We start from the raw sequence: 22193 nt of genomic DNA, 5'->3' as shown, positions 1-22193 counted from the left end.
AAAATAAAGGATGAAATCATGACTAATACCGTGAAGTTGCATCGTGTATTCAGTGCGCCACCAGAACGGGTATTTAAAGCATTTATTGACCCTGATGCCTTAGTGAAATGGATGGCACCCTATGGCTTTACCGCCAAAGTTCATCATCTGGATGCTAAAGTTGGCGGAACCTATAAAATGTCCTTTTGTAATTTTTCTACAGGTTCAAGCCATGGTTTTAGTGGAACTTATCATGAGCTGGTTCCAAATCAGTTATTACGCTATACCGACCAGTTTGATGATCCAAATTTATCAGGGCAAATTGAAGTGATCATTCAACTCAAAGCCGTTTCTGTCGGGACGGAGGTCAATATTACGCAATCGGGTATTCCCGATGTCATTCTAGTTGAAGCCTGTTATTTGGGCTGGCAAGAGTCATTGCAATTGTTGGCTTTGTTGGTTAATCCTGAAATTCCAGATCAATAAAAGCTCATTATATTTTTAGTGAATTTCATTAATATGTATTTACTCGTATGACATATAAGCGTAAAACTAATAAAAAACAGAGAAATAACGGATGAATAATACTGAGCTAATTCAAAGATTAGAGCAGAAAGCTCGAGCGGCGATGCTATCTGCCTATCAGAGTGATACTGATGGAAATGAAGTCCATTTATATGCTGAACATCATTTAGAGGAACTTGAGCCCGATTATTGGCTGAAAAACTTAGGTACTACAACACCTCAACCTTTACAGGTTTTAAACATGCTGGAACTGAGTCCACATGTTGATTGGATGCTTGAGGAGGATGAAAATTATCGGATTGATTTCACACTTCCAGAAGAAGTAACTCAATATGTTTTGTGTGTAGAGCTAGATCGTGATGAGACCTTAGTTGGAATTTCGATGGAGAGTTAATATGTTTAAAGGATAGATAATATGAATATCTATATGAAACGTATTTATACAGCCGCTTCTGAAATGGATGGCAAACGAATTTTAGTCGATCGACTTTGGCCTAGAGGCATTAAAAAGGAAGATGCCAAAATTGATCTATGGGCAAAAGAGATTACGCCATCGACTGAATTGCGAAAATGGTATCATCAAGATATTGAGCATCATTGGGGCGAATTTCAACAGCGCTATAAAGCAGAACTGCTTAAACAATCAGAGATGCTTCAGCATATTAGGAAGATCGCTCAACACGAAAAAGTGACTTTAATTACTGCCGCTAAAGATGAACAGCATAACCATGTGATTGTGCTCAAACAGATTTTAGAACAAGGATAAGGCTATTGAAGCCCTTTTTATTCCATAAAATAAATAGGGTTTTGGCAAGTGGATTAGGGATAAAATGCTATAGTAGAGTTTTTGAGGTTTTTATGTCTGTGCCAAATTGCCCCAAATGTAACTCAGAATATGCCTATGAAGATGGTGATTTGCTGATTTGTCCAGAGTGTTCTCATGAATGGAAAGAGGGTGAGAGCAAGGCTGAAGAGGTAACAACAATTAAAGATTCAAATGGCAATATCCTCAGTGATGGTGATACGGTAACAGTCATTAAGGATTTGAAAATTAAAGGTTCATCTTCAGTGGTGAAGGTGGGTACAAAAGCGAAAAATATTCGCTTATTGCCAGATGCGACTGATGGTCACGATATTGATTGTAAAGTGGATGGTTTTGGTCCAATGAAACTCAAATCTGAATTTGTAAAAAAAGCTTAATGAATACAGTTTGAAGTCAAAAAAGCCCGAGCCAAAATGCGAGGGCTTTTTTTATGGGGTCGTAATTTATTTATTGTACTCATTATATTTTTGGGGCATTCATTGGTTTGATTCGCATCAAATTTTATAAAAAGGAGATAGTTGTTGAGATGCCTATTTTTCTATCAATACTGACAATTGGTTAAATATTGAGACATTGACCTGCGGATTCAGCACACAGCATGGTATAACGAAGCCATGAGCTTAAAGGATTTTTGTTATGCCACATATTCATTTGGAATATTCAGCCAACGTTGAAAACTTAGCACCGCAGCCACTTCTTCTTGCTTTAAACCAAGCATTGCTAGATGGTGCTTATGTGCATTCAGCCAATGATGTGAAAAGTCGTGCTATTTGTCAGCAAGATTATGTGGTTGGTTTAGGGGATGAGTCACAAGCTTATGTACACGCCAAAGTTTCGTTATTGACAGGGCGAAGTGTGGAATTACAACAGGAAATTTCCCAATTGTTATTAAGCGTACTTGAGCAGCATTTGCCTAAACAAAATCAAATGAGCTTGCAAATTTGTGTAGAAATTTTAGAAATGCAGAAAGAAACATATAGCAAAAAAATTGTCTAATTTGTATGAAACAAATCGGGTTTAGTAGCGAATGAAATCTGAAAATTTCATTCGCTTTTATTATTTGATCATTGAATAATTTTGTTTGTTGAAGTCATGTTTTAAGAAAAAATCCCATTATCAATTCGTAACAAAACATACTTTTTAAAAAGCTAAAAGTCATTTATATTGAAGATAAATAGATTGATTTTCAATCAATACAATGCTGTTTATAAACTTTAAAATAACAAGAGGGTATTCACGATGTCAGGATGGTATGAATTGAGTCAAAGCAGTGACGGACAATATCGCTTTGTTTTAAAAGCAGGAAATGGTGAAGTCATTTTGACCAGTGAATTATATAAGGCGAGAGCCTCTGCTCGAAATGGGATTGAATCAGTACAGAAAAATAGTGCGGATGACAGTCATTTTGAACGCAAGGATGCAACAAATGGCAAACCCTATTTCAATTTAAAAGCGGTTAATCATCAAATTATTGGAACCAGTCAATTTTATTCAAGTGAGCAATCGCGTGAAAAGGGCATTGAGTCGGTAAAAATTAATGGTTCAAGTACGACGATTAAAGATTTAACAGATTAGAGACTGTTGATATTTCATAATGGTAACTAAATAAAGAGACAAGCTAAAGCCATGGAGTTTTCATGGTTTTGCTTTAGCTTGTCATAACGCGTTGAATTTCTCTAAAATGCTTAAGTCTGGCAAATGTATTTTTAACTAAGTATCTGATTTTATATAAGTACCAATCTATGTAAATCATTACTTGATTTCGTATTAGATTTCTTTGGAATATTCGCTTTAGTATTTTTTTTTCTCATTTGCTCTCTGAGTATTGCTGAGTCATAACCTTTAGCAGTACAAAGCACTTCTGCTGACTCTAAATTTAATGCATTAACTAAATTAGGTGCAACTTTGACAACATGAGTCCTTCCATCACGAACAAAAAATTCAATTGAATGAGCATTTGAATCAACAGTTAAATGAATTTCAGAGCTGTTCCTATCCATGCTACGACAAATATCTTGGTCTTTATTTCTGTAGCATGTTGGCGTGCTTTCAGGTGTTTAGCATCAAATAAACACCTGTTCCAAATCAAATTAGCATTCAGTGATAATCATTTAAATATTTTTAATAACTTTTGACCATCGACTAAATTTTTTAAATATTGAATTTGGTTTATCAAAATATTCAGGTAAATCACGCCAAGGACAACTGGTTTGAATTCTATACAGGATAGCTTCAATAATTAATTTTAAATTGTGTTTGAGATAAAGATCAAAATTATGGATGAGAAGCATTGTTCCGTAAGGCTTTCAGCTTTGACCAGTGTTGATTCGTCAGTATTGTACGAGGCATAGTCGTAAATTGGGTTTGGCGATTAAATTTTACTGACTCGCTATTTTTTGTACAATAAAGATCAACAGACCTTTCTATTAGTGGTTTAAAACTGAAGTTCCTTCGGGAATTTATAGCGCTAAAATTAGCGAATTCAATGTCCCTTTTATGGGGCGAATACAGTTGTAAATATTTTAAATCATCTTTATTTGTAAGAATATTTTAAATAATTGAATTTCAATTAGAAAAAAAAGATCACAAAACGTGCATTAGTGCTAAGCTAAACCGTATAACAACTATGAAAAAGAGGATATGTGATGAAAAAGCTATCCATTGGTTTATCTATTTGCTTGTTGGTTTTAGTAACAGCTTGTGATGCAAAAAATGATTACAACAAGCCAAAAACTGAGGTGCGTACCATGATTATTGGTGGTATGCCTGTTCATGATCATGATTATCGTCTTACACAGCTAAATGCTCGCGAAATTAAACCTGCCGTTCAACAGTGAGGCGGTACAGAAAATTAGGTGGGCATATTGTCAGTACATGGTAGTGCAGGGTGATGTGTAAGAAGTAACAGATGCAGTGTGCTACGTCAGATTTGTGAAAATTTGAAGTAGACGTTTTACTTCTTGCAAACAGTTTGTCTTATTTAAAACCTTACAAACTGTATAAAAAGGTCTTGTACTCGCCCAATATGCCCGAACTGTGGTGTAAATAGCGATTGATCAATCGCTATTTACAAAGCGGTTAAATGAGATCAATTTGCCAATTCGAGGCTTGAATCTCTAAATTATTTTGGCGTAGTTTAGCGCTGATATCATCAGCTTGCTTTTGTAACTCACTCACCGATATTACTTTAATCCAGCGAATTTCACTCGAACTATAACGTGCATTGTCACGGCGTGAACTATCTATCGCTTGTTGGATAATACGATGTTGGCTAATGAATCTATCACGTGCATTTAAAACATCAAGCAAAGATTTTCCATTGATGGTTTTTGCTTGAGCATTGGTGCTATGAATCCGTTTAATCAGATCATGTAATTCCATATTGACGGCAAATGCATTGGATAATAAAACATTTGGATCTTCACTAGGTTGATCACCTTCTTGCACCAAAACAGTATTATTAATGCGCTGTTGTAATGATGCCAGTTTGGTTTGTAAATCACTTCGAAGAAGAAGAGCTTCTGCAAGTTTCATAATTTTTATACTTTTTAGCGCTATATTTGCAAGATGAAATTTATTTTGCACTGGATGAGTGAATCGAGCAATTGTATTTTGTATCCAGATAAAATTTAATTGTTCAATTCATTTGGAATATAAAATTATTAGGGTAATAAGCATATAAAACACGTAGAATTGGTAAACACATTTTTCCTCATTATTTAAGGTTAAAAGCATTGGAATCGTTATTGATATTAGGCTCAATTACTTTGGCGCTCATGTTGGGTGCAATTAGCCCTGGGCCAACGTTTATTTATGTAGCAAAAAATTCAATTGCGATTTCACGTAAACATGGATTATTTACGGCTTTAGGTACTGGTACAGGTGCAGCATTATTCGGCTTTTTAGCAGTCATGGGTTTGCAAGCTGTTTTACTGGCAGTGCCATCCGCTTATTTGGCTTTGAAAATTTGTGGTGGTTTATATTTGCTTTGGCTGGCGTATAAAATTATTAAACATGCCAAAGAACCGATGCAAACCACAGAAGGTGATGTAAAGCCCATGAGTTATGCGCAGGCATATCGCTTAGGTTTAATTACGCAGTTGAGTAACCCGAAAATTGCCATTATTTTGGCTAGTGTTTTTACTGCATTTTTACCGAAAGAAATTCCCGCTTATTTTTACGTGGTGTTACCAATGTTATGTTTCTTTATTGATGCAGGCTGGTATTCATTAGTGGCAGTGGCATTGTCCGCAGAAAAACCTCGTCAGGTTTATTTGAAGTTTAAGAAAATATTTGACCGAATTGCAGGTGGGGTTATGACCTTGCTGGGTTTAAAGCTCATTTTTGGTATGAAGTAGTTTTTTGCTTCATTCGCATATTGCATTATTTATAGAGAGAAGCAATATATCAGGCATTGTTTTAGCGTTTCGAATGAATGCGAAAATTAAAAAGTAAGCGGTAGAAAATAAAAGACCGACGATTCGAGTGATGTGAAATCGTCGGTCAAAAAATCTGTTGCAAATTTTAGCTCGGGCTGCTGTTCCATACTAAAACTTGAAACTTACTCAGTTTATTGCTTTAGGAAAAGTTCACCGAAAACTTTGTGGATGCCGGTACAAATTAACGGGTTTATGAACTTCTTACCTTATATAACGTAGTGGTTTACAGATTGGTTGACAATAAAATGAAAAAAAACTCATTTTTTTTTATAATGGTGATCTAAACATTGTTACGTAGGTGCATAGTGTCACTAACTCGATATTTTTTATGGTTTTTTTTATTCTGTTTTATTTTTACTTGTATCTGCGGTGTTTTAGCGGCTTTATTGCCTACAGGTATGGGCGGTATTTTGACCGTGATTCCGTATTTAAGCGCAATGATTTTAGTCCTTTATAAGTTTTTAAAACAACAACAACGTGCACCAAGCAATCAAGAACGGAAAAAAATAACCTTAGGATTTAGTCTAATTTTCTGGGGTTATAACCTTGCCTTTTTGTTAGTCGGAATTTTAATTTTTTCCAAAGGTGATCCCGATATTTGGCAAAATTTCCTATTATATCTAAAAAATCCACAATTTATGAGTGTCGTGGTAGTGATGATTCTACTGATTGCGATACCGTTATATCTCTTAACCTATTGGTTTTATGGGACACAAGCACAACGTATGGCAAAGAAAATGTTTGGTTGATCATTATCCACGCTTGAGTTTTCAACGCTCTTGATCTATAGATAAAAGAAAAAGAGAGATCATGAAATGCAAAAAGCATGTGTATTGATCACAGGTGCAAGTGGTTTTATCGGTTCACATCTAATCACTTATTTATTGGCACGTGATTATGCGGTGGTTGGGCTTACTCGACAGAAAAATAAGCTGTCTCATCATCCGAATCTGATTTGGATTCAACAGTTAGATGAACTGAAAACAGATCGCATTGATTATGTGATTAATCTTGCGGGTGAAAACATTGGCAAGGCACGTTGGACAGTAAAACGAAAGCAGCAATTAATTCAGAGTCGCGTTGAAATTACAGATCAACTTTATCGCTACTTAGAAAAAAGACAGATTTTCCCTAAGCGTATTATTTCAGGCTCTGCCGTGGGCTATTACGGCATTGACCCGACCGAACAATGGACAGAAGTCTGTACAGAACAGTCCGAACCACAATCTATTTTTATGTCGGAGCTGTGTCAACTGTGGGAACATGCTGCGTTAAGTTTTAAATTACAGAATACTAAAATTGTGCGCTTTGGGATTGTTTTTGCAAAGAAGGGCGGTATTCTTCCGCAAATGTTATTGCCAATTAAGCTGAATTTGGTTGGGCGTATTGGACATGGTCGGCAACCTGTGGTTTGGGTACATATTCAAGATGTGCTACGCGCCATTGAGTTTTTAATGACCAAAGAAACTACGGCTCAGGTTTTTAATGTGGTCTGTCCAGAAAAAATGACCCAAGCGCAATTTGCTTACATTGCCGCACAGCAACTGAAACGTAAACCTTTCTTCTCTTTACCGGCTTTTGTTTTGCAATGGATGCTCGGTGAGCAATCACAATTGGTTTTAAATGGTCAATATGTGCAACCCAAAGAATTGCAAGATGTAGGCTTTGAGTTTAAATATCCCAGCTTAAAGCTGGCTTTGGCAGATATTTTAGGGCCTCGTTAAGCAGTTAAAATGTTGGCTGTGAGTCTGGTCGCACAATAAGCGGTTGGGTCGAGTAAGGTCGGTTGTTTCAGTATCAGCTGTCTTAACAGGCGTGCAGATGCAGGACCCATACATAAGCCATTACGGAAATGCCCAAAGTTTGCCCATACGTTATCAAGCTCTGGCATTTTTCCAATATAAGGCACACCCGTTGGCGAACTCGGTCTTAAGCCTGCCCATTGTTTAACCATTGGAAACGCTGCCAGTTCAGGCACCATCTCGAAACACGCCTCTAAAATCATCTGTTGGGTCGCAGCAGTGGGCGTGGTGTCGAAACCACAATTTGCCATACTCGAACCGCACACCACATGCCCATCTACGCGTGGAATTAAATACATCACGTTATTCATGCACATGGTGGGCAACCAGTTTTCAGGGGTTTTAAACAGCACCATTTGCCCTTGTACAGGCTGCACAGGAATATCTAAATCGAGTTGTTCAGACCAGAGTTTAGACCAAGCACCAGTGGTAATGACAAACTGGTCTGCGAAATAAGTTTGACTATTTTGACTATCAACGGATTGAACTTTGCCATTCGCAATATTGAACTGTTCAATTGGACAATGTTCAATAAATTCAACTTGAGGATGTTGTTTTAAATAGGTGGTAATCGATTGCAGTAAGCGTGGATTTCGAATATTGGCAATCTGTGGAAAATAAATCGCTTGCTGAAATTGAGGATGAATAAAAGGATTAATTTGCTCGATTTGTTCTTGTTGTAAATAATAACATTGCTGCATCGGTTCTTGAAATTGATGGGCGTAATTTAAACCTGATTCGAAATCAGCTTCATCAAAAATCAGTAAACCTGTTTCATGAATTTCAAAATCAATACCTGAAATAGGCTTTAATTTCTCATTCCATTCTAAATAAAGTGATTTTCCGTGTTGTGCCAGTTGATTTACAGCAGGATGATATCGCCAAGGATACATCGGGGAGAGAATTCCACCACCGGCCCATGAAGCGGCTTGACCGGCCTGTTGTTGATCAAAAATAACAACAGAACATCCTTGTTCTACAAGCTCTAAAGCAGACATTAGACCGCTAATGCCTGCTCCAATAATGGCGATTTTCATAGCTTACGCCACTGATCCTTAGTTCATGTCTTTAAGTTTAAGTGCAGCTTGTTCTGCAAAATAGGTCCAGATCCCATCTGCACCTGCGCGGCGGCAACTCATCAGCGATTCAATAATCACGTCATCTGATAACCAACCATTTTGAATCGCACCTGCTAGCATCGCGTATTCACCACTGACTTGATAGACGAAGGTTGGAATACCAAAGTTGTCTTTCACTTCACGCACGATATCCAGATAAGGCATACCTGGCTTTACAATCACCATATCTGCACCTTCTTGAATATCCAGTGCAATTTCATGTAAGGCTTCAGCGCGGTTGCCGATGTCCATTTGGTAATTATATTTATTGCCACCTTTAAGGTTGCTCGATGAACCAACGGCATCACGGAAAGGACCGTAGAAGCTCGAAGCATATTTAGCGGAGTAAGCCATAATATTGGTATAGATATGACCGTTAGCTTCAAGCGCGGTACGAATCGCACCAATACGACCATCCATCATGTCACTTGGTGCAAGAACATCTGCACCTGCTTCAGCATGACTTAAGGCTTGTTTAATTAAACATTCAATCGTTTCATCATTCAGCACATAACCTGTGTCATCAATAATACCGTCTTGACCATGCGTGGTGTAAGGATCAAGAGCACCGTCAGTGATGAGTACCATTTCGGGTAATTCTTTTTTCAGTAAACGAATGGTGTTTTGCACTAAACCATTTTCATGCCAAGCCGCTTCAGCGGTTAGGCTTTTATCTTCTTGTGGCGTGACTGGGAATAAAGCCAGTTTAGAAACCCCGAGTTCCAGTAAGCGTTCTGATTTTTTTAACAGCAGATCAGCAGATAGACGCTGAACATTGGGCATACTAGGAATATCTTGGGTTTGATTTTGCCCCGGAAGTACGAATACTGGGTAGATGAGATGATCGGTCGTCAATTGGGTTTCACGTACCATAGAACGCAATTTATCATTTTTACGAATTCGACGCATGCGAGTGGCAGGAAATGCAGGACGATTGAACGTATAAGTCATAACAATCTCATTGATCAGTATTAAACTAGCGCTATTGTAGCCCTAGAATTCGCTTTTAGGGCATAAGTTAATTGCTATTTCTCAAATTAAGGTATTCGAGCAGATTATGAATGATTCAGATAAAAAGTGGACAGGGAGTATTCATTTGGGTTCGAAAGTGGATATAGATGTTGTCCTCAAACAGTTGTGTCATGCATTTAATAGCTCTCCTTATTTTAAACACAACGATATGTTGATGCGTGTGGTGGATGGGCAAATTGAAGCCTACATTGAAATGCAGCCTTTTATGATTGGTAATGTAGCCTTTCAAATTTTGCATGGCGGGGTTGCTGCGACTATTTTAGATAGTATTGGCGGTATCGCGGCAATGGGCGAATTATATAAAAAAGCGGAAGCCGATGAGCTGCCTGATACCATTAAAAAGGTAACGCGTTTGGCGACAGTGGATATGCGAGTTGATTATTTGGCACCAGGTCGTGGCAAATATTTTATTGCGCGTGCTGAAACCTTACGTTTAGGCCGCAAGGGTTGCACCATGCGTATGACCTTGGTCAATGATGAAGATAAAGCCATTGCAACAGCAATCGCATCTTATGCTTATTAAGTTTGTAAGGTTAGAATTAAAAAAACTGAAAGATTTATTTGGCATTGAATGACAATTCAATGCCAAAATCATTTTAAAGACTGGTGAGTTACATTTTTATTCTCGCATCATGATTTTTTGTTATTAAAATGCGCCATCAATATTAAATAAAAAATGACTTTCTCATCGACACCATCGCATCACATGGATGGTTTTTATAGCTGTTCGTTTTATCTCGATCAAAACAACATCTATGATATGTGGTGACCAAGTCTGTTGGATGTAGGAATAATCATGACAGATGCTCAAAACACCTTGCCAGAACCAGATGAACAAATTTCGGATGCTGCTCTAAAAGTAAAACGAAAGAAAGCTTTAAGCATTGTCGCATTGATACTCATTATTGCTGCTGTTGCATATGCGGTATGGACTTTGTTTTTTAATCACTCCGTCAGTACCGAAAATGCTTATGTCGGTGCAGAAACCGCATCAATTACCTCTATGGTCAGTGGGCAGGTTTTGGATGTGATGGTCAGTGACACCCAACAAGTCAAAAAAGGTGATGTATTGGTGCGTGTAAATGTGCGTGATGCTGAAATTGCACTGGCACAGGCACAGGCCGAATTGATGAAAGCACAACGTCAATACAAACAAACGCAAGCCAATAGCAGTGCTTTAAATTCTCAAGTTTTTGTTAGTGATGACGGGATTCATAGTGCAGAAGCACAGGCGGCTAAAGCACAAGCAGAGCTGAATAAAGCGCAAAATGACTTGGCTCGCCGTAGTCAACTCAGTGCATCTGGGGCAATTTCCAAAGAAGAATTGAGTACTGCGCAAAGTGCTGTAAGTAATGCACAAGCAGGTTTTGATTTAGCGAAAGCAGGTTTAGCACAAGCACAATCCAGTCAAAAAGCGGCACAAAGTACTTTGGCTGCCAATGAAGCCTTGATCCGTGGCAGTAATGAAACCTCGACGCCAGATGTATTGATTGCACAAGCACGTTTGAAACAAGCCATCCTTGATTTAGAACGTACCGAAATTAAAGCGCCGTTTGATGGGGTGATTGCACGTCGCAATATTCAAGTTGGACAACGTATCGCACCGGGTACAGTGTTAATGATGTTGGTGCCTATTTCCAAACTGTATGTCGATGCTAACTTTAAGGAGAGCCAATTGGCCAAAGTTAAAGCAGGGCAGAAAGCCGTACTGACCTCTGACTTATATGGTGATGAGGTTGAGTTTCATGGCACGGTTGTTGGATTTTCAGGTGGAACAGGTTCAGCATTTGCTTTAATTCCTGCACAAAATGCCACAGGTAACTGGATTAAAGTGGTGCAGCGTTTACCTGTACGAATTGCGCTTGATCCTAAAGAATTAGCCGAGCATCCTTTACGTGTAGGCTTATCTATGGAAGCGAAAATTAACCTCGCTTCGAAGTAGTGGCTTATGAATAATAACTACGTACCATTTGGCGACCTCAAAGGGGGACGCCTCATCCTTGCTGCTTTTGTGCTGGCATTGGCTAACTTTATGGTCGTATTGGATATGACCATTGCCAATGTTTCAGTGCCACATATTACTGGCAGTTTAGCCGTTTCAAGTTCACAAGGCACATGGGTGATTACCTCCTATGCCGTTGCCGAAGCAATTTGTGTTCCATTAACTGGATGGTTGGCAGGACGTTTTGGTGCAGTCAGGCTGTTTATCATTAGTTTGATTGGCTTTACTATTTTTTCGGTTTTATGCGGATTATCGACCAGTTTAGAAATGCTGGTCATGTGCCGTATTGGACAGGGGTTATTTGGTGGGCCAATTATGCCGCTCAGCCAAACCTTGTTGATGCGTATTTTCCCTCCAGAAAAACAATCCCAAGCCATGGGTATGTGGGCGATGACTACGGTTGTTGGACCTATTCTGGGCCCTATTTTAGGCGGTTCAATTAGTGATAATTTATCTTGGCACTGGATTTTCTTTATCAATATTCCGGTCGGAATTTTTTGTGCTGTTGCAGCATTACGCTTATTAAAACCTGCTGAAACAGTTATTTCAAAAATTAGAATTGATAGTATTGGATTGTTTTTGCTGATTATCTGGATTGGTGCATTGCAGTTGATGCTGGATCTAGGGCATGAAAATGATTGGTTTAATAGTGCTTTTATTTGTGCTTTAGCCATCATTACCGTGGTCGGGCTGATTGTTTTTATTATTTGGGAACTGACCGAACAGCATCCCGTGGTGAATATTCAAATCTTTCGCTACCGTGGTTTTACCATTTCAGTTTTGTCGCTTGCCTTTGCCTTTGGTGCATTCTTTGCCAGTATTGTACTAATACCACAGTGGGTGCAAATTAACTTGGGCTATACCGCAACATGGGCAGGTTACCTCACTGCAACCATGGGCTTTGGTAGCTTAATGATGTCACCGATTGTGGCGAAAATGGCCACCAAATATGATCAACGTGCTTTGGCCTGTTTTGGTCTGATGTTATTGGGTGTTGTGACCCTGATGCGATCATTCTGGACTACTGATGCTGATTTTATGGCATTGGCATTGCCGCAAATTTTACAGGGTTTTGCCGTACCATTTTTCTTTATTCCATTGTCGAATATGGCGTTGGCTTCAGTCAAACCCCATGAAATGGCATCTGCCGCAGGACTAATGAATTTTTTAAGAACCATGGCGGGGGCAATTGGCGCATCCATTGCAGTGACCATGTGGGATGATCAAGCCAAAGTTGCACGCAGTGAAATGGTGAGCAATTTACATCCTGAAAGTACACAAAGCACTTTGATGCAAAGTGGAATGAGCTCAGATGGTGCTTTGGGTTATATTTCCAGTTTGGTGGATAAAGAAGCCTTAACTTTGTCAGCAAACCATGTGTTTTTAATCTTATCGATGGTTTTTGTTTTTGCTGGATTAATCATTTGGCTGTGCCCTAAACCTAAAGCTGGTGTTAGTGGTCAACCTATGCATTAATCGCGTTGTTTATAAAACTGTCTCTACATCTAAAATGCAGAGACAGTTTTAATTAAATGTCCGATTTTGACCGTTTTAAAGCCGTTTTCCATTGGTTTAAATGAAATTGGCGTTGCTCAATACCCATATTGGGTTCAAAGGCACGATCTAGTTGCCACGATTCTGAAATTTCAGACATATTGGAAAAAATTCCAGATTTTAAACCTGCCATAGCCGCAGCACCCCATGCCGTAGACTCCAACATTTTTGGGCGAAGTACGGGAACATTCAGAATGTCGGCTTGGAATTGCATCAACATATCATTTTGACTGGCACCACCATCGACACGCAATTCTTTCAAGGGGTGCGCAATATCAGATTGCATTGCAGTTAAAACATCGGAAACTTGGAAAGCAATGGATTCCAAGGCTGCTCGTGCAATATGGGCTTTATTGGTGCCACGCGACATCCCACAAAGCAAGGCACGTGCATCGCTATCCCAGTGGGGGGCTCCCAGTCCTGTAAAGGCCGGAACCAAGACCACTCCATCGGTGTCTTTGACTTGGCAAGCCAGCTTTTCGACTTCATTACTATGCTGAATAATGCCTAAACCATCACGTAACCATTGCACAATGGCACCTGCCATAAACACACTGCCTTCAAGGGCATAGGTGGTTTGATTTTGGCATTTCCAAGCCAGTGTGCTGAGTAATTTATTCTCACTAAATTGAACTTCATGCCCTGTGTTAAACAGCATAAAACAACCCGTGCCATAGGTATTTTTCGCTGTGCCAATTTCAAAGCAAGATTGACCAAATAAAGCAGATTGTTGATCCCCTAAAATACCCGTAATCGGAATATTGGCACCCAGTAAACCTGTTGCAGTATCTGCTACATAGGTATCGGATGAAATAATTTTAGGTAAAACAGAATGGGGGATATTAAATAGTTCAAGTAACTCTTCATCCCACTGTTGAGTCTGTAGATTCATTAGCATGGTTCGTGAAGCATTACTGGCTTCAATGACGTGTTCAGCACCTTGAGTAAGATTCCACATTAACCAACTATCAACCGTACCAAAAGCGACATGCCCTTGTTCAGCAAGATCCCGTAAATCTGCTACATTTTCCAGTAACCAAACCAATTTTCCTGCACTGAAATAGGGGTCGATGCGTAAACCTGTTTTACGGTGAATTTTATCCTGCAAATTTTGTAGTGTGAGCTGGTTACACCACTCCGTTGCACGGCGGTCTTGCCAAATAATTGCAGGGGATAGGGGCTTACTGTTTCGTTTATCCCAAACGATGGTGGTTTCCCGCTGGTTGGTCAGTCCAATCGCTTTAATGTCTTTGGCCAAAATGCGAGCCGATGCCAGAGCCTGTTGTACCACTGCGATTTGTGTTGTCCAGATTTCTTGAGCGTCTTGTTCAACCCAACCCGAATGCGGTGTTTTAATGTAGGTTTCACGTTGAGCCGTTGCTTGAACTTTTCCATGTTCATTGAAAATAATTGCACGACTAGATGTCGTCCCCTGATCGAGTGCAAGTAAATAACTCATAAATTTTTCTATGATTAGACTTGAAAAGTAAAATATTAGCTCAATTATGTAACTAAACGCATCTAGTTATGTAAATGTTTAGAAAATATATCGTAATTTTTGACATTTATGCTATGATTGCGCTGTAGTTTGGGGGTGTTTCTGGCTTCGACGCTGGTGATGAAACTCATAGATGCATGCCGAGAGCGCATTTTCTCTCGTAAATCAAATTTGCATTTTTTAGTCGCAAACGACGAATCATACGCTCTAGCTGCCTAAGGGCAGCTTGTCCGTCTCTCTGAATACTTGTGGTTAGAGAGTCCGACTGAAGCGCACGCACACAAGGCCGTATAAAACCAAGCCTCGGGGTTTTGTACTAAATTAAGAGGATCGCGATTTGTATCCTGTTCGTCGGGTCACAAAGAGTTAAAACAATAGACGATATCTAAGCATGTAGTATTCTCGAGCGTAATGCTGGCGGACGCGGGTTCAACTCCCGCCACCTCCACCAAAATTCAATTCAGAGCAGTTCGACTGAATGTAAAAAAGCCTTTAAACTCAATGTTTAAGGGCTTTTTTATTGCCTTATTTGTCCGAAGCTATCCAATGCAATGTGCCCCTGTTTTTGCTTTCAGTGGGTAAAAATTTGGAAAATATACCCACAAATACTGAGTACAATAGCCGTTTTAAATAGATTCACTGAATTAGGTAGACTTCATACCCAAGTTGGGTCTTGGATTTGAGTCATATAGGCAAGCTTTGATTATTAAATATTTGTGCAACAAAGCCTGTTTAATTTATTAATTTAGAAGAAAAAATAATTTTAAAAGCTGAGTTTCTGAATGTTCTATCATCAATTCTCAAATGCCATTGTCGTAAAAGGATAAGTGGATGTCGTCATATGTAAAGTGGTGTGTATCCATATATTGTAGTTTGAGTTATTGCTTTTTCAGGCACTGAATAATAACCAAAATATGGATTGGAAAATGACGTTGACTAAAGCTATACGGTTCTATGGAACAGGAACACCTGAAGTAATGCGCTATGAAGATGTAGAAGTGGGTAACCCTGGTTTGGGGGAAGTACGCCTGCGTCAGGTCGCTGTCGGTTTGAATTATGCTGATACTTATTTCCGTAATGGTACTTACAAAATCCCAATGCCGAATGGTATGGGTGTGGAAGCATCAGGTGTTGTAGAAGCTGTGGGTGAGGGAGTTACCCAATTTGTTGTGGGTGATCGGGTCACTTACACTGGATTTTTAAATACTTTAGGCGCTTACAGTACCAAACGGCTGATTTCAGCAGATGCATTGATTAAATTGCCTGAAGAAATTTCATGTGAAACTGCCGCAGCAATGACCATGCGCGGGCTAACAGCAGCTTATTTGATGCGCCGTATTTATGACTTTAAACCGGGCGACAGCATTTTATTGCATGCCGCTGCTGGCGGGGTCGGTTTGATTGTTTCACAGTGGGCTAAATTACTGGGTCTTACAGTGATAGGTACAACATCTTCAGAAGAAAAAGCTGCCGTAGCACGAGCGCATGGTTGTGATCATGTCATCAATTATAGCCATGAAGATGTCGCTCAGCGTGTACGTGAATTAACCAATGGTGTGGGTGTCAACGTGGTCTTTGATAGCGTGGGTAAAGATACCTTTATGGGCTCGCTCGATTCCCTAAAACGCCGTGGCTTGTTGGTCTGTGTGGGCACAGCTTCTGGCCCAATCCCTGCCTTTGATCCTGTATTACTGGCAATGAAAGGCTCACTGTATATCACACGTCCAGCTTTGGCTGATTACATCGCTGACCCTGCTGAGAAAAGGGAACTAGCAAATGAGTTATTTGATCATGTTAGCCATGGTCGAATCAAAATTGAAATTAATCAGCGCTATGAGCTGAAAGATGCAGTACAAGCGCATCAAGACTTAGAAGCACGTAAAACTATAGGCTCATCAATTTTTGTCATTTAAGTTTGTAATTGGAAAGGAATTCTTATGCAAATTGAACAACTAACTTGTCATATTGGCGCAGAGCTGCGCGGTATTAGTCTGGCAGATGCGATTCATGATGATGGTCTGTTTGCCGAAATTCGCACGCAATTGCTTAAACATCGTGTTTTGTTCTTACGAGATCAACCGTTGACTGGGGCTGAGCATGTTGCATTTGCAAAACGCTTTGGGGCGCTAGAAGACCATCCTGTACTTGGAAGTAACCCAGAAAACCCAGGATTGGTACAGATCTATAAAAGACCTGATCAACCGCGAGAACGGTATGAAAATGCATGGCATACTGATGCTACTTGGCGTGAGGCACCGCCGATGGGAGCTGTGTTACGTTGTGTTGAATGTCCACCAGTCGGTGGAGACACAATGTGGACAAATATGGTGCAAGCTTATGAAAACTTGCCCGAAGATGTAAAGAGAAAAATCGATGGTTTACGCGCACGTCACAGTATAGAAGCCAGTTTTGGTGCGGCAATGCCCATCGAAAAACGTTTGGCACTTAAAGCTCAATATCCTGATGCTGAGCACCCTGTGGTACGTACTCATCCTGAAACAGGTGAAAAAGTACTGTTCGTCAACAGTTATACGACGCATATCAGTAATTATCATACACCTGAACGCGTGAGATTCGGACAAGATGCAAACCCTGGTGCAGCGGATCTATTGCGCTACTTAATATCCCAAGCATCTATTCCGGAATATCAAGTACGTTGGCGTTGGAAACCTAACAGCATTGCAATTTGGGATAATCGCAGCACGCAACATTATGCCGTGATGGATTATCCTGCTTGCCATCGAAAAATGGAACGAGCAGCCATTATTGGTGATCGAACCTACTAACCTTATGGTTTGAATAACTCTATCTGATTGATAATTTTTAAAATATAATAGGAGATGCGTATGCAATTCTTTGATGATTCCTTGCACCCAGAAAATATGGAAAAAGTGGTAATTACTGTTGCGCCTTATGGGCCTGAGTGGATGCCAGAAGATTTTCCAGAAGACATTCCTGTAACGATGGAAGAGCAAATACAAAAAGCTGTGGATTGCTACGAAGCTGGTGCGACGGTATTGCATTTGCATGTACGGGAGTTGGATGGTAAAGGTTCTAAACGACTGTCAAAGTTTAACGAACTGATTGCTGGTGTGCGTGAAGCAGTGCCTGATATGATTATTCAAGTGGGCGGTTCGATTTCCTTTGCACCGGAAAGCGAAGGTGAAGCTGCACTGTGGTTAAGTGATGAAGCTCGACATATGCTGGCTGATCTGACCCCAAAACCAGATCAAGTCACTATAGCAATCAATACGACACAAATGAATATCACCGAGGTAATTCCACCAGAATATATTGCTGGAACGACGTTGGGTGAGCCAGCAACCTTCGCTGCCTATCGTGAAATGACTGTACCAGCAGGACCGGGTTGGGTTGAAGAACATCTGCGTCGCTTACAGGCTTCTGGCATTCAGCCGCATTTTCAACTAACAGGTATTCATGCTTTAGAAACCCTTGAGCGTCTAGTTCGTAAGGGTATTTATACTGGCCCATTGAACCTGACTTGGATTGGGATTGCGGGTGGTTTCGATGGTCCAAATCCGTTTAACTTCTTCAACTTTATCCATCGTGCACCAGATGGCTGTAGCTTGACTGCTGAGTCGTTGTTCAAGAACGTATTGCCTTTTAATACCATGGCTCTGGCTATGGGGATGCATCCACGTGTAGGGACTGAAGACACCATTATTGATCAGCATGGTAAGCGCTTTACATCAGTACAGCAAATTGAGCAAACCGTACGTGTTGCACATGAGTTAGGGCGTGAAATTGCGTCAGGTCAAGAAGCGCGTGAAATTTATCGTATTGGGGTGCAGTACGATAGTATTGAAGAAACATTAATTGCAAATGGTATGTCACCGAATCGTCAACCTGGACAAAGGGGAATTCCTCTACGTACTGATGGCGTGAGTACAAAGGAATCTAAACTTAAGTATTCAGCATAAGTCGTGTAAGAGTAATGATCACGTTTCTAGGTGGAAACGTGATCCTGAGCTAGCAAGATTGAAATTATAAAAATACAAGGGGCCGTGGATGCCCATAAGTATACAGCTCATACGAGTAGTAACGTGATCCTGCACTAGCTAGATATAGAAATTATAAAAACATACAAGGAGGTCGTATGGGTATTCATCAACATACAGTACATACGAGCAGTATGGATACTTCTATCAGTATTCCCCGCCGCTATGCATGGCTAGTTTTTGCCTTAACATTTGGTTTGCTCATTTCAGATTACATGTCGCGACAAGTGTTAAATGCGGTTTTTCCTTTACTCAAAAGTGAATGGGCACTTAGTGATAGTCAGTTGGGCTTATTGAGTGGCATTGTGGCATTAATGGTAGGTTTGTTGACCTTACCCTTGTCATTGTTGGCAGACCGTTTTGGTCGAGTCAAAAGCTTAACCTTAATGGCAGTGTTGTGGAGTGTAGCAACCTTAGGCTGTGCACTCGCAGAAAATTATCAGCAGATGTTTATTGCTCGCTTTATGGTGGGTGTGGGGGAAGCCGCGTATGGCAGTGTGGGTATTGCTGTTGTAATGGCTGTATTTCCACGAGAAATGCGCGCAACGCTGGCAAGTGCTTTTATGGCTGGTGGTATGTGTGGCTCATTTTTAGGTATGGCCTTAGGCGGTGTGCTGGCTGAGCATTTTGGTTGGCGTTGGGCATTTGCTGGTATGGCTGTATTTGGTTTGATCTTGGCTTCTTTGTATCCGATTATTGTGAAAGAAAAAAGAATTACCCCATCAGCTCTCACAGATGCAGTTGGACAGAAACTAATAAAAATTAAAAATCCGCTGAAAACCTTATATTCCAGTCCTTCAGTCATTGCAACTTACATTGGCAGTGGATTGCAATTGTTTGTTGGTGGCTCGGTGATTGTTTGGATGCCCAGCTATCTAAATCGATATTATGCGATGAGCACCGATTCCGCAGGAATCATGGCAGCGATTATTGTATTGAGCGGTGCAGTGGGTACTATTTTATGCGGCATGCTCTGCGATCGTTTAGGGCGTAATCGTCCAGAGCGTAAAGTAAGTTTGGCGATTACTTACTGTTTAGGGAGCTGTCTGCTGTTATCGATAGCATTTGCCATGTCAGCTGGTCCTGCCCAATTAGCAGTGATTTGCCTTGGGGTATTCATTGTAATCGGTACTAATGGCCCATCTATGGCGATGGTTGCCAATCTAACCCATAACTCAGTGCATAGTTCAGCATTTGCAACTTTAACCTTAGCCAATAACTTGCTGGGACTGGCACTTGGACCGTTGGTTGTTGGAAAAGTATCTGATGTGATTGGTCTACAGAGTGCATTTCAATTAATGCCATTGGTCAGTATAGCCGCAGCAGCTGTGTTCTTTTATGCCAAATGCCATTATCTCAAAGATCTTGCACGATCAAATGCTCAGTCAGCAGTGCAGTCCAATGAACTTAGCATGGATGATAAATTATGAGTCGCCAATTGCATATAGATGTATTTTTTGACTTTATTTGCCCTTGGTGTTTGATCGGGAAACGTCAGTTACAGACTGCCATAAAGCAGCTGCATCGAACTGATCCTGATATTGATGTGATCTTACACTGGCGTGGGGTGCAATTATTACCTCACATCCCCGTTGAAGGGGTGCCTTTTCAGGCGTTTTATTTAAAAAGATTAGGCAGTGTTACCTCAGTTCGTATGCGACAGGCTCAAGTTCGTCAGGCAGCGAATGTCGTAGGCGTTGATATTGATTTTGATCGCATTAAACGTATGCCCAATACTGCTCAAGCACACCATTTGTTGGGAAATGCTTTAAAAATTGGGAATCCAGAACAATGCGACATGCTGCTAGAACGGCTATTTTCAGCGTATTTCCATCATTCTGAAGACATTGGCGATACAGCGGTTCTACTGAAAATTGCAGAGCTTTGTGGCTTTTCAGCTGACACTCTAGGCACTCGTTTGGATGAACCTTTCATCTCTGCTGACACAGGCGGTAATGGCGTGCCTTACTTTATTTTTGAGGGTCGCTCAGCATTAGCTGGTGCACATCCAGCAGATGTACTTTATAAGGCGATGCTTGAAGAAATTGCAACACAAGGATTGGTGACATGACAGCTCGTTTTCAAGTACCGCTAGAAAAAGTACCAGCTCCAGGTGCGCGAGTATTCCTTATGATTGGAGACAAATCACTTGCATTGTTTAATATTGCTGCTCAATTCTACGCGATTGATGACAGCTGCCCACATCAGGGTGCTTCGTTATTTGGTGGGAAACTGGAAGGACAGGTGATCCAGTGTTGTGCGCATGGTTTGCGTTTTGATTTAGCTAGCGGTTACTTATTGAATTCTACTCAGCTTAAAGTTGCTTCGTATCCTGTAGAGGTGATTGGCGACCAAGTATTTATTATTATGGATTCTGGGGAGTAGCATGAATAGCTCTATGCTAGTGGATTTAAACCAGCGATCACGTGAGTTGATGCCAGGTTTTATTGTCAGTGTGGTTGTTGCTGCCGCGGCCTGTTTTTTATCGGAGCACTATGGTGCTCCAGTGATGTTATTTGCACTGCTGCTAGGAATGGGACTGAATTTCTTAGCTACAGACAGTAAGTGTAAGGCGGGTATTGAGTTCACCGCGCGTACAGTATTACGTGTAGGCATTGCTTTGTTAGGTATGCGTATTACTTTGGGGCAAATTACGGCTTTGGGTTGGCAACCTGTTGCTTTAGTGATAACACTTGTCGTGGTGACGATATCGGTTTCAGTCATAGCCGCTAAAGTGCTTGGTTTTCAGAAGCTCTTTGGCATGTTGACTGGTGGTGCTACCGCAATTTGTGGTGCTTCAGCAGCATTGGCATTATCGGCAGCATTGCCTAATCATCCACAAAAAGAAAAAGCCACTTTATTTACTGTGATTGGTGTCTCCGCGCTTTCTACCTTAGCCATGATTGTGTATCCAATGATCGCGAATTGGCTTGAGTTATCACCGCAGGCTGCTGGCGTGTTTTTGGGTGCCACGATTCATGATGTGGCGCAGGTGGTGGGTGCGGGTTATAGCATGTCGACAGAAACAGGTGATACTGCAACAGTCGTGAAGTTAATGCGGGTTGCGATGCTACTTCCAGTGATTGTCTGCGCAGCGATGATTACACGTATGCAAGGTGCAGATTCAACGGGGCAGCGTCCACCATTACTGCCTTGGTTTGCAGTGGGCTTTTTAGTTCTCGCTTGTATCAACAGTACAGGATGGGTGCCCGTTGTTGTGCAGGGCGGACTGAATGAGTTATCACGTTGGTGCTTGGTTATTGCGATCAGCGCTTTGGGCATGAAAACTCAACTGAAAGAGCTTGCCTCTGTGGGGATCAAGCCGATTCTTCTGATGGTCGGTGAAAGTGTTTTTCTGGTGATATTGGTCTTGACGCTGATGCACTGGTGGTTTTAGTACTA

General features: G+C 40.6%; 24 protein-coding genes, 1 other RNA gene and 1 pseudogene. 21 read left to right on the top strand and 5 right to left on the bottom strand.

Features of this window, described 5'->3' with window-relative positions; translation table 11 throughout:
* Positions 1 to 18: 18 nt before the first annotated feature.
* The 6 genes from B9T25_RS08195 (at position 19) to B9T25_RS08170 (ending at position 2902) form a co-directional block, all read left to right on the top strand.
* A complete protein-coding gene (locus B9T25_RS08195; RefSeq protein ID WP_086187951.1) occupies positions 19 to 465 on the top strand; it encodes an SRPBCC family protein in 447 nt (148 codons plus the stop codon).
* Between the two features lie 91 nt (positions 466 to 556).
* Positions 557 to 898, top strand: a complete 342-nt coding sequence (locus B9T25_RS08190) for a DUF2004 domain-containing protein (RefSeq protein WP_086187950.1) — start codon at positions 557 to 559, stop codon at positions 896 to 898.
* A 21-nt stretch (positions 899 to 919) separates the two neighbouring features.
* Positions 920 to 1270, top strand: a complete 351-nt coding sequence (locus tag B9T25_RS08185) for a DUF488 domain-containing protein (protein WP_086187949.1) — start codon at positions 920 to 922, stop codon at positions 1268 to 1270.
* 92 nt (positions 1271 to 1362) lie between these two features.
* Positions 1363 to 1704 (top strand): zinc ribbon domain-containing protein YjdM, encoded by a 342-nt coding sequence (locus B9T25_RS08180; protein ID WP_086187948.1) that lies wholly within the window; start codon positions 1363 to 1365, stop codon positions 1702 to 1704.
* A gap of 259 nt (positions 1705 to 1963) precedes the next feature.
* Positions 1964 to 2323, top strand: coding sequence for a 5-carboxymethyl-2-hydroxymuconate Delta-isomerase (locus tag B9T25_RS08175; RefSeq protein WP_086187947.1), 360 nt, complete (start codon positions 1964 to 1966; stop codon positions 2321 to 2323).
* Positions 2324 to 2566: 243 nt separating this feature from the next.
* Positions 2567 to 2902, top strand: a complete 336-nt coding sequence (locus B9T25_RS08170; RefSeq protein WP_086187946.1) for a YegP family protein — start codon at positions 2567 to 2569, stop codon at positions 2900 to 2902.
* 26 nt (positions 2903 to 2928) lie between these two features.
* Here the strand turns inward: B9T25_RS08170 and B9T25_RS08165 are convergent.
* Positions 2929 to 3676 (bottom strand): annotated as a pseudogene (locus tag B9T25_RS08165) (IS5 family transposase).
* Between the two features lie 296 nt (positions 3677 to 3972).
* Between B9T25_RS08165 and B9T25_RS08160 the strand changes: the two are divergent.
* Complete coding sequence (locus B9T25_RS08160) at positions 3973 to 4164, top strand: NF038215 family lipoprotein (protein ID WP_086187945.1); 192 nt, start codon at positions 3973 to 3975, stop codon at positions 4162 to 4164.
* 241 nt (positions 4165 to 4405) lie between these two features.
* On the opposite strand, the gene B9T25_RS08155 is transcribed toward B9T25_RS08160, so the two are convergent.
* A complete protein-coding gene (locus tag B9T25_RS08155; RefSeq protein WP_086187944.1) occupies positions 4406 to 4861 on the bottom strand; it encodes a DIP1984 family protein in 456 nt (151 codons plus the stop codon).
* Between the two features lie 200 nt (positions 4862 to 5061).
* On the opposite strand from B9T25_RS08155, the gene B9T25_RS08150 reads away from it, so the two are divergent.
* The 3 genes from B9T25_RS08150 (at position 5062) to B9T25_RS08140 (ending at position 7490) form a co-directional block, all read left to right on the top strand.
* Positions 5062 to 5685: a LysE family translocator gene (locus B9T25_RS08150; RefSeq protein ID WP_086187943.1), complete on the top strand. Its 624-nt coding sequence runs from the start codon at positions 5062 to 5064 to the stop codon at positions 5683 to 5685.
* A gap of 383 nt (positions 5686 to 6068) precedes the next feature.
* Entirely contained in the window at positions 6069 to 6515 is a 447-nt protein-coding gene (locus B9T25_RS08145) for an ABZJ_00895 family protein (protein ID WP_086188019.1), read from the top strand.
* A 66-nt stretch (positions 6516 to 6581) separates the two neighbouring features.
* Complete coding sequence (locus B9T25_RS08140; RefSeq protein WP_086187942.1) at positions 6582 to 7490, top strand: TIGR01777 family oxidoreductase; 909 nt, start codon at positions 6582 to 6584, stop codon at positions 7488 to 7490.
* Here B9T25_RS08140 and B9T25_RS08135 read toward each other — a convergent pair.
* Both B9T25_RS08135 and hemB read right to left on the bottom strand, forming a co-directional pair.
* Positions 7487 to 8605 (bottom strand): NAD(P)/FAD-dependent oxidoreductase, encoded by a 1119-nt coding sequence (locus B9T25_RS08135; RefSeq protein ID WP_086187941.1) that lies wholly within the window; start codon positions 8603 to 8605, stop codon positions 7487 to 7489. The two genes, B9T25_RS08140 and B9T25_RS08135, sit on opposite strands and share 4 nt — an antisense overlap.
* A gap of 18 nt (positions 8606 to 8623) precedes the next feature.
* The gene (gene hemB / locus B9T25_RS08130; RefSeq protein ID WP_086187940.1) at positions 8624 to 9637 is read right to left on the bottom strand and encodes a porphobilinogen synthase; all 1014 of its coding nucleotides are present in this window, start codon (positions 9635 to 9637) and stop codon (positions 8624 to 8626) included.
* 106 nt (positions 9638 to 9743) lie between these two features.
* Here hemB and B9T25_RS08125 point away from each other — a divergent pair, with 106 nt between their 5' ends.
* The 3 genes from B9T25_RS08125 to B9T25_RS08115 all read left to right on the top strand — a co-directional run bounded on the left by B9T25_RS08125 (position 9744) and on the right by B9T25_RS08115 (position 13196).
* Positions 9744 to 10241: a thioesterase family protein gene (locus B9T25_RS08125; RefSeq protein ID WP_086187939.1), complete on the top strand. Its 498-nt coding sequence runs from the start codon at positions 9744 to 9746 to the stop codon at positions 10239 to 10241.
* Between the two features lie 273 nt (positions 10242 to 10514).
* Complete coding sequence (locus tag B9T25_RS08120) at positions 10515 to 11660, top strand: HlyD family efflux transporter periplasmic adaptor subunit (protein ID WP_086187938.1); 1146 nt, start codon at positions 10515 to 10517, stop codon at positions 11658 to 11660.
* A 6-nt stretch (positions 11661 to 11666) separates the two neighbouring features.
* Positions 11667 to 13196, top strand: a complete 1530-nt coding sequence (locus tag B9T25_RS08115) for a DHA2 family efflux MFS transporter permease subunit (protein ID WP_086187937.1) — start codon at positions 11667 to 11669, stop codon at positions 13194 to 13196.
* A gap of 52 nt (positions 13197 to 13248) precedes the next feature.
* Here B9T25_RS08115 and glpK read toward each other — a convergent pair whose 3' ends face one another.
* Positions 13249 to 14733: a glycerol kinase GlpK gene (gene glpK / locus B9T25_RS08110; protein ID WP_086187936.1), complete on the bottom strand. Its 1485-nt coding sequence runs from the start codon at positions 14731 to 14733 to the stop codon at positions 13249 to 13251.
* Positions 14734 to 14864: 131 nt separating this feature from the next.
* Here glpK and ssrA point away from each other — a divergent pair.
* The 8 genes from ssrA (at position 14865) to B9T25_RS08070 (ending at position 22188) form a co-directional block, all read left to right on the top strand.
* Positions 14865 to 15223, top strand: a transfer-messenger RNA (tmRNA) gene (gene ssrA / locus B9T25_RS08105).
* 475 nt (positions 15224 to 15698) lie between these two features.
* Positions 15699 to 16685, top strand: a complete 987-nt coding sequence (locus B9T25_RS08100) for a quinone oxidoreductase family protein (protein WP_086187935.1) — start codon at positions 15699 to 15701, stop codon at positions 16683 to 16685.
* Positions 16686 to 16709: 24 nt separating this feature from the next.
* Positions 16710 to 17558 carry a TauD/TfdA dioxygenase family protein gene (locus tag B9T25_RS08095; protein WP_086187934.1) on the top strand — a complete coding sequence of 283 codons (849 nt, stop codon included), beginning with the start codon at positions 16710 to 16712 and terminating at the stop codon, positions 17556 to 17558.
* Positions 17559 to 17618: 60 nt separating this feature from the next.
* Positions 17619 to 18713: a 3-keto-5-aminohexanoate cleavage protein gene (locus B9T25_RS08090; RefSeq protein ID WP_086187933.1), complete on the top strand. Its 1095-nt coding sequence runs from the start codon at positions 17619 to 17621 to the stop codon at positions 18711 to 18713.
* Between the two features lie 176 nt (positions 18714 to 18889).
* The gene (locus tag B9T25_RS08085) at positions 18890 to 20221 is read left to right on the top strand and encodes an MFS transporter (RefSeq protein WP_086187932.1); all 1332 of its coding nucleotides are present in this window, start codon (positions 18890 to 18892) and stop codon (positions 20219 to 20221) included.
* Entirely contained in the window at positions 20215 to 20862 is a 648-nt protein-coding gene (locus tag B9T25_RS08080) for a DsbA family oxidoreductase (protein ID WP_086187931.1), read from the top strand. Before B9T25_RS08085 ends, B9T25_RS08080 begins: the two co-directional genes overlap by 7 nt.
* The gene (locus B9T25_RS08075) at positions 20859 to 21176 is read left to right on the top strand and encodes a Rieske (2Fe-2S) protein (RefSeq protein WP_086187930.1); all 318 of its coding nucleotides are present in this window, start codon (positions 20859 to 20861) and stop codon (positions 21174 to 21176) included. Before B9T25_RS08080 ends, B9T25_RS08075 begins: the two co-directional genes overlap by 4 nt.
* 1 nt (position 21177) lies before the next feature.
* Positions 21178 to 22188 (top strand): YeiH family protein, encoded by a 1011-nt coding sequence (locus B9T25_RS08070; protein ID WP_086187929.1) that lies wholly within the window; start codon positions 21178 to 21180, stop codon positions 22186 to 22188.
* The last annotated feature ends 5 nt before the right edge of the window (positions 22189 to 22193 follow it).

The sequence above is a fragment of the Acinetobacter sp. ANC 4470 genome (assembly GCF_002135335.1).
Classification (GTDB): domain Bacteria; phylum Pseudomonadota; class Gammaproteobacteria; order Pseudomonadales; family Moraxellaceae; genus Acinetobacter.
The sequence above is the reverse complement of the archived record's forward strand: the minus strand, read 5'-3'. Positions and strand labels throughout refer to the sequence as shown.

Excerpts from the sequence above, each read along its gene's own strand:
- B9T25_RS08160 (WP_086187945.1), top strand. The coding sequence starts at position 3,973 with ATGAAAAAGCTATCCATTGGTTTATCTATTTGCTTGTTGGTTTTAGTA.
- B9T25_RS08135 (WP_086187941.1), bottom strand. The coding sequence starts at position 8,605 with ATGAAAATCGCCATTATTGGAGCAGGCATTAGCGGTCTAATGTCTGCT.
- glpK (WP_086187936.1), bottom strand. The coding sequence starts at position 14,733 with ATGAGTTATTTACTTGCACTCGATCAGGGGACGACATCTAGTCGTGCA.
- B9T25_RS08120 (WP_086187938.1), top strand. The coding sequence starts at position 10,515 with ATGACAGATGCTCAAAACACCTTGCCAGAACCAGATGAACAAATTTCG.
- B9T25_RS08155 (WP_086187944.1), bottom strand. The coding sequence starts at position 4,861 with ATGAAACTTGCAGAAGCTCTTCTTCTTCGAAGTGATTTACAAACCAAA.
- B9T25_RS08180 (WP_086187948.1), top strand. The coding sequence starts at position 1,363 with ATGTCTGTGCCAAATTGCCCCAAATGTAACTCAGAATATGCCTATGAA.
- B9T25_RS08090 (WP_086187933.1), top strand. The coding sequence starts at position 17,619 with ATGCAATTCTTTGATGATTCCTTGCACCCAGAAAATATGGAAAAAGTG.
- B9T25_RS08175 (WP_086187947.1), top strand. The coding sequence starts at position 1,964 with ATGCCACATATTCATTTGGAATATTCAGCCAACGTTGAAAACTTAGCA.
- B9T25_RS08085 (WP_086187932.1), top strand. The coding sequence starts at position 18,890 with ATGGGTATTCATCAACATACAGTACATACGAGCAGTATGGATACTTCT.
- B9T25_RS08100 (WP_086187935.1), top strand. The coding sequence starts at position 15,699 with ATGACGTTGACTAAAGCTATACGGTTCTATGGAACAGGAACACCTGAA.
- B9T25_RS08115 (WP_086187937.1), top strand. The coding sequence starts at position 11,667 with ATGAATAATAACTACGTACCATTTGGCGACCTCAAAGGGGGACGCCTC.
- B9T25_RS08185 (WP_086187949.1), top strand. The coding sequence starts at position 920 with ATGAATATCTATATGAAACGTATTTATACAGCCGCTTCTGAAATGGAT.
- B9T25_RS08140 (WP_086187942.1), top strand. The coding sequence starts at position 6,582 with ATGCAAAAAGCATGTGTATTGATCACAGGTGCAAGTGGTTTTATCGGT.
- B9T25_RS08190 (WP_086187950.1), top strand. The coding sequence starts at position 557 with ATGAATAATACTGAGCTAATTCAAAGATTAGAGCAGAAAGCTCGAGCG.
- hemB (WP_086187940.1), bottom strand. The coding sequence starts at position 9,637 with ATGACTTATACGTTCAATCGTCCTGCATTTCCTGCCACTCGCATGCGT.
- B9T25_RS08195 (WP_086187951.1), top strand. The coding sequence starts at position 19 with ATGACTAATACCGTGAAGTTGCATCGTGTATTCAGTGCGCCACCAGAA.
- B9T25_RS08075 (WP_086187930.1), top strand. The coding sequence starts at position 20,859 with ATGACAGCTCGTTTTCAAGTACCGCTAGAAAAAGTACCAGCTCCAGGT.
- B9T25_RS08125 (WP_086187939.1), top strand. The coding sequence starts at position 9,744 with ATGAATGATTCAGATAAAAAGTGGACAGGGAGTATTCATTTGGGTTCG.
- B9T25_RS08170 (WP_086187946.1), top strand. The coding sequence starts at position 2,567 with ATGTCAGGATGGTATGAATTGAGTCAAAGCAGTGACGGACAATATCGC.
- B9T25_RS08070 (WP_086187929.1), top strand. The coding sequence starts at position 21,178 with ATGAATAGCTCTATGCTAGTGGATTTAAACCAGCGATCACGTGAGTTG.
- B9T25_RS08095 (WP_086187934.1), top strand. The coding sequence starts at position 16,710 with ATGCAAATTGAACAACTAACTTGTCATATTGGCGCAGAGCTGCGCGGT.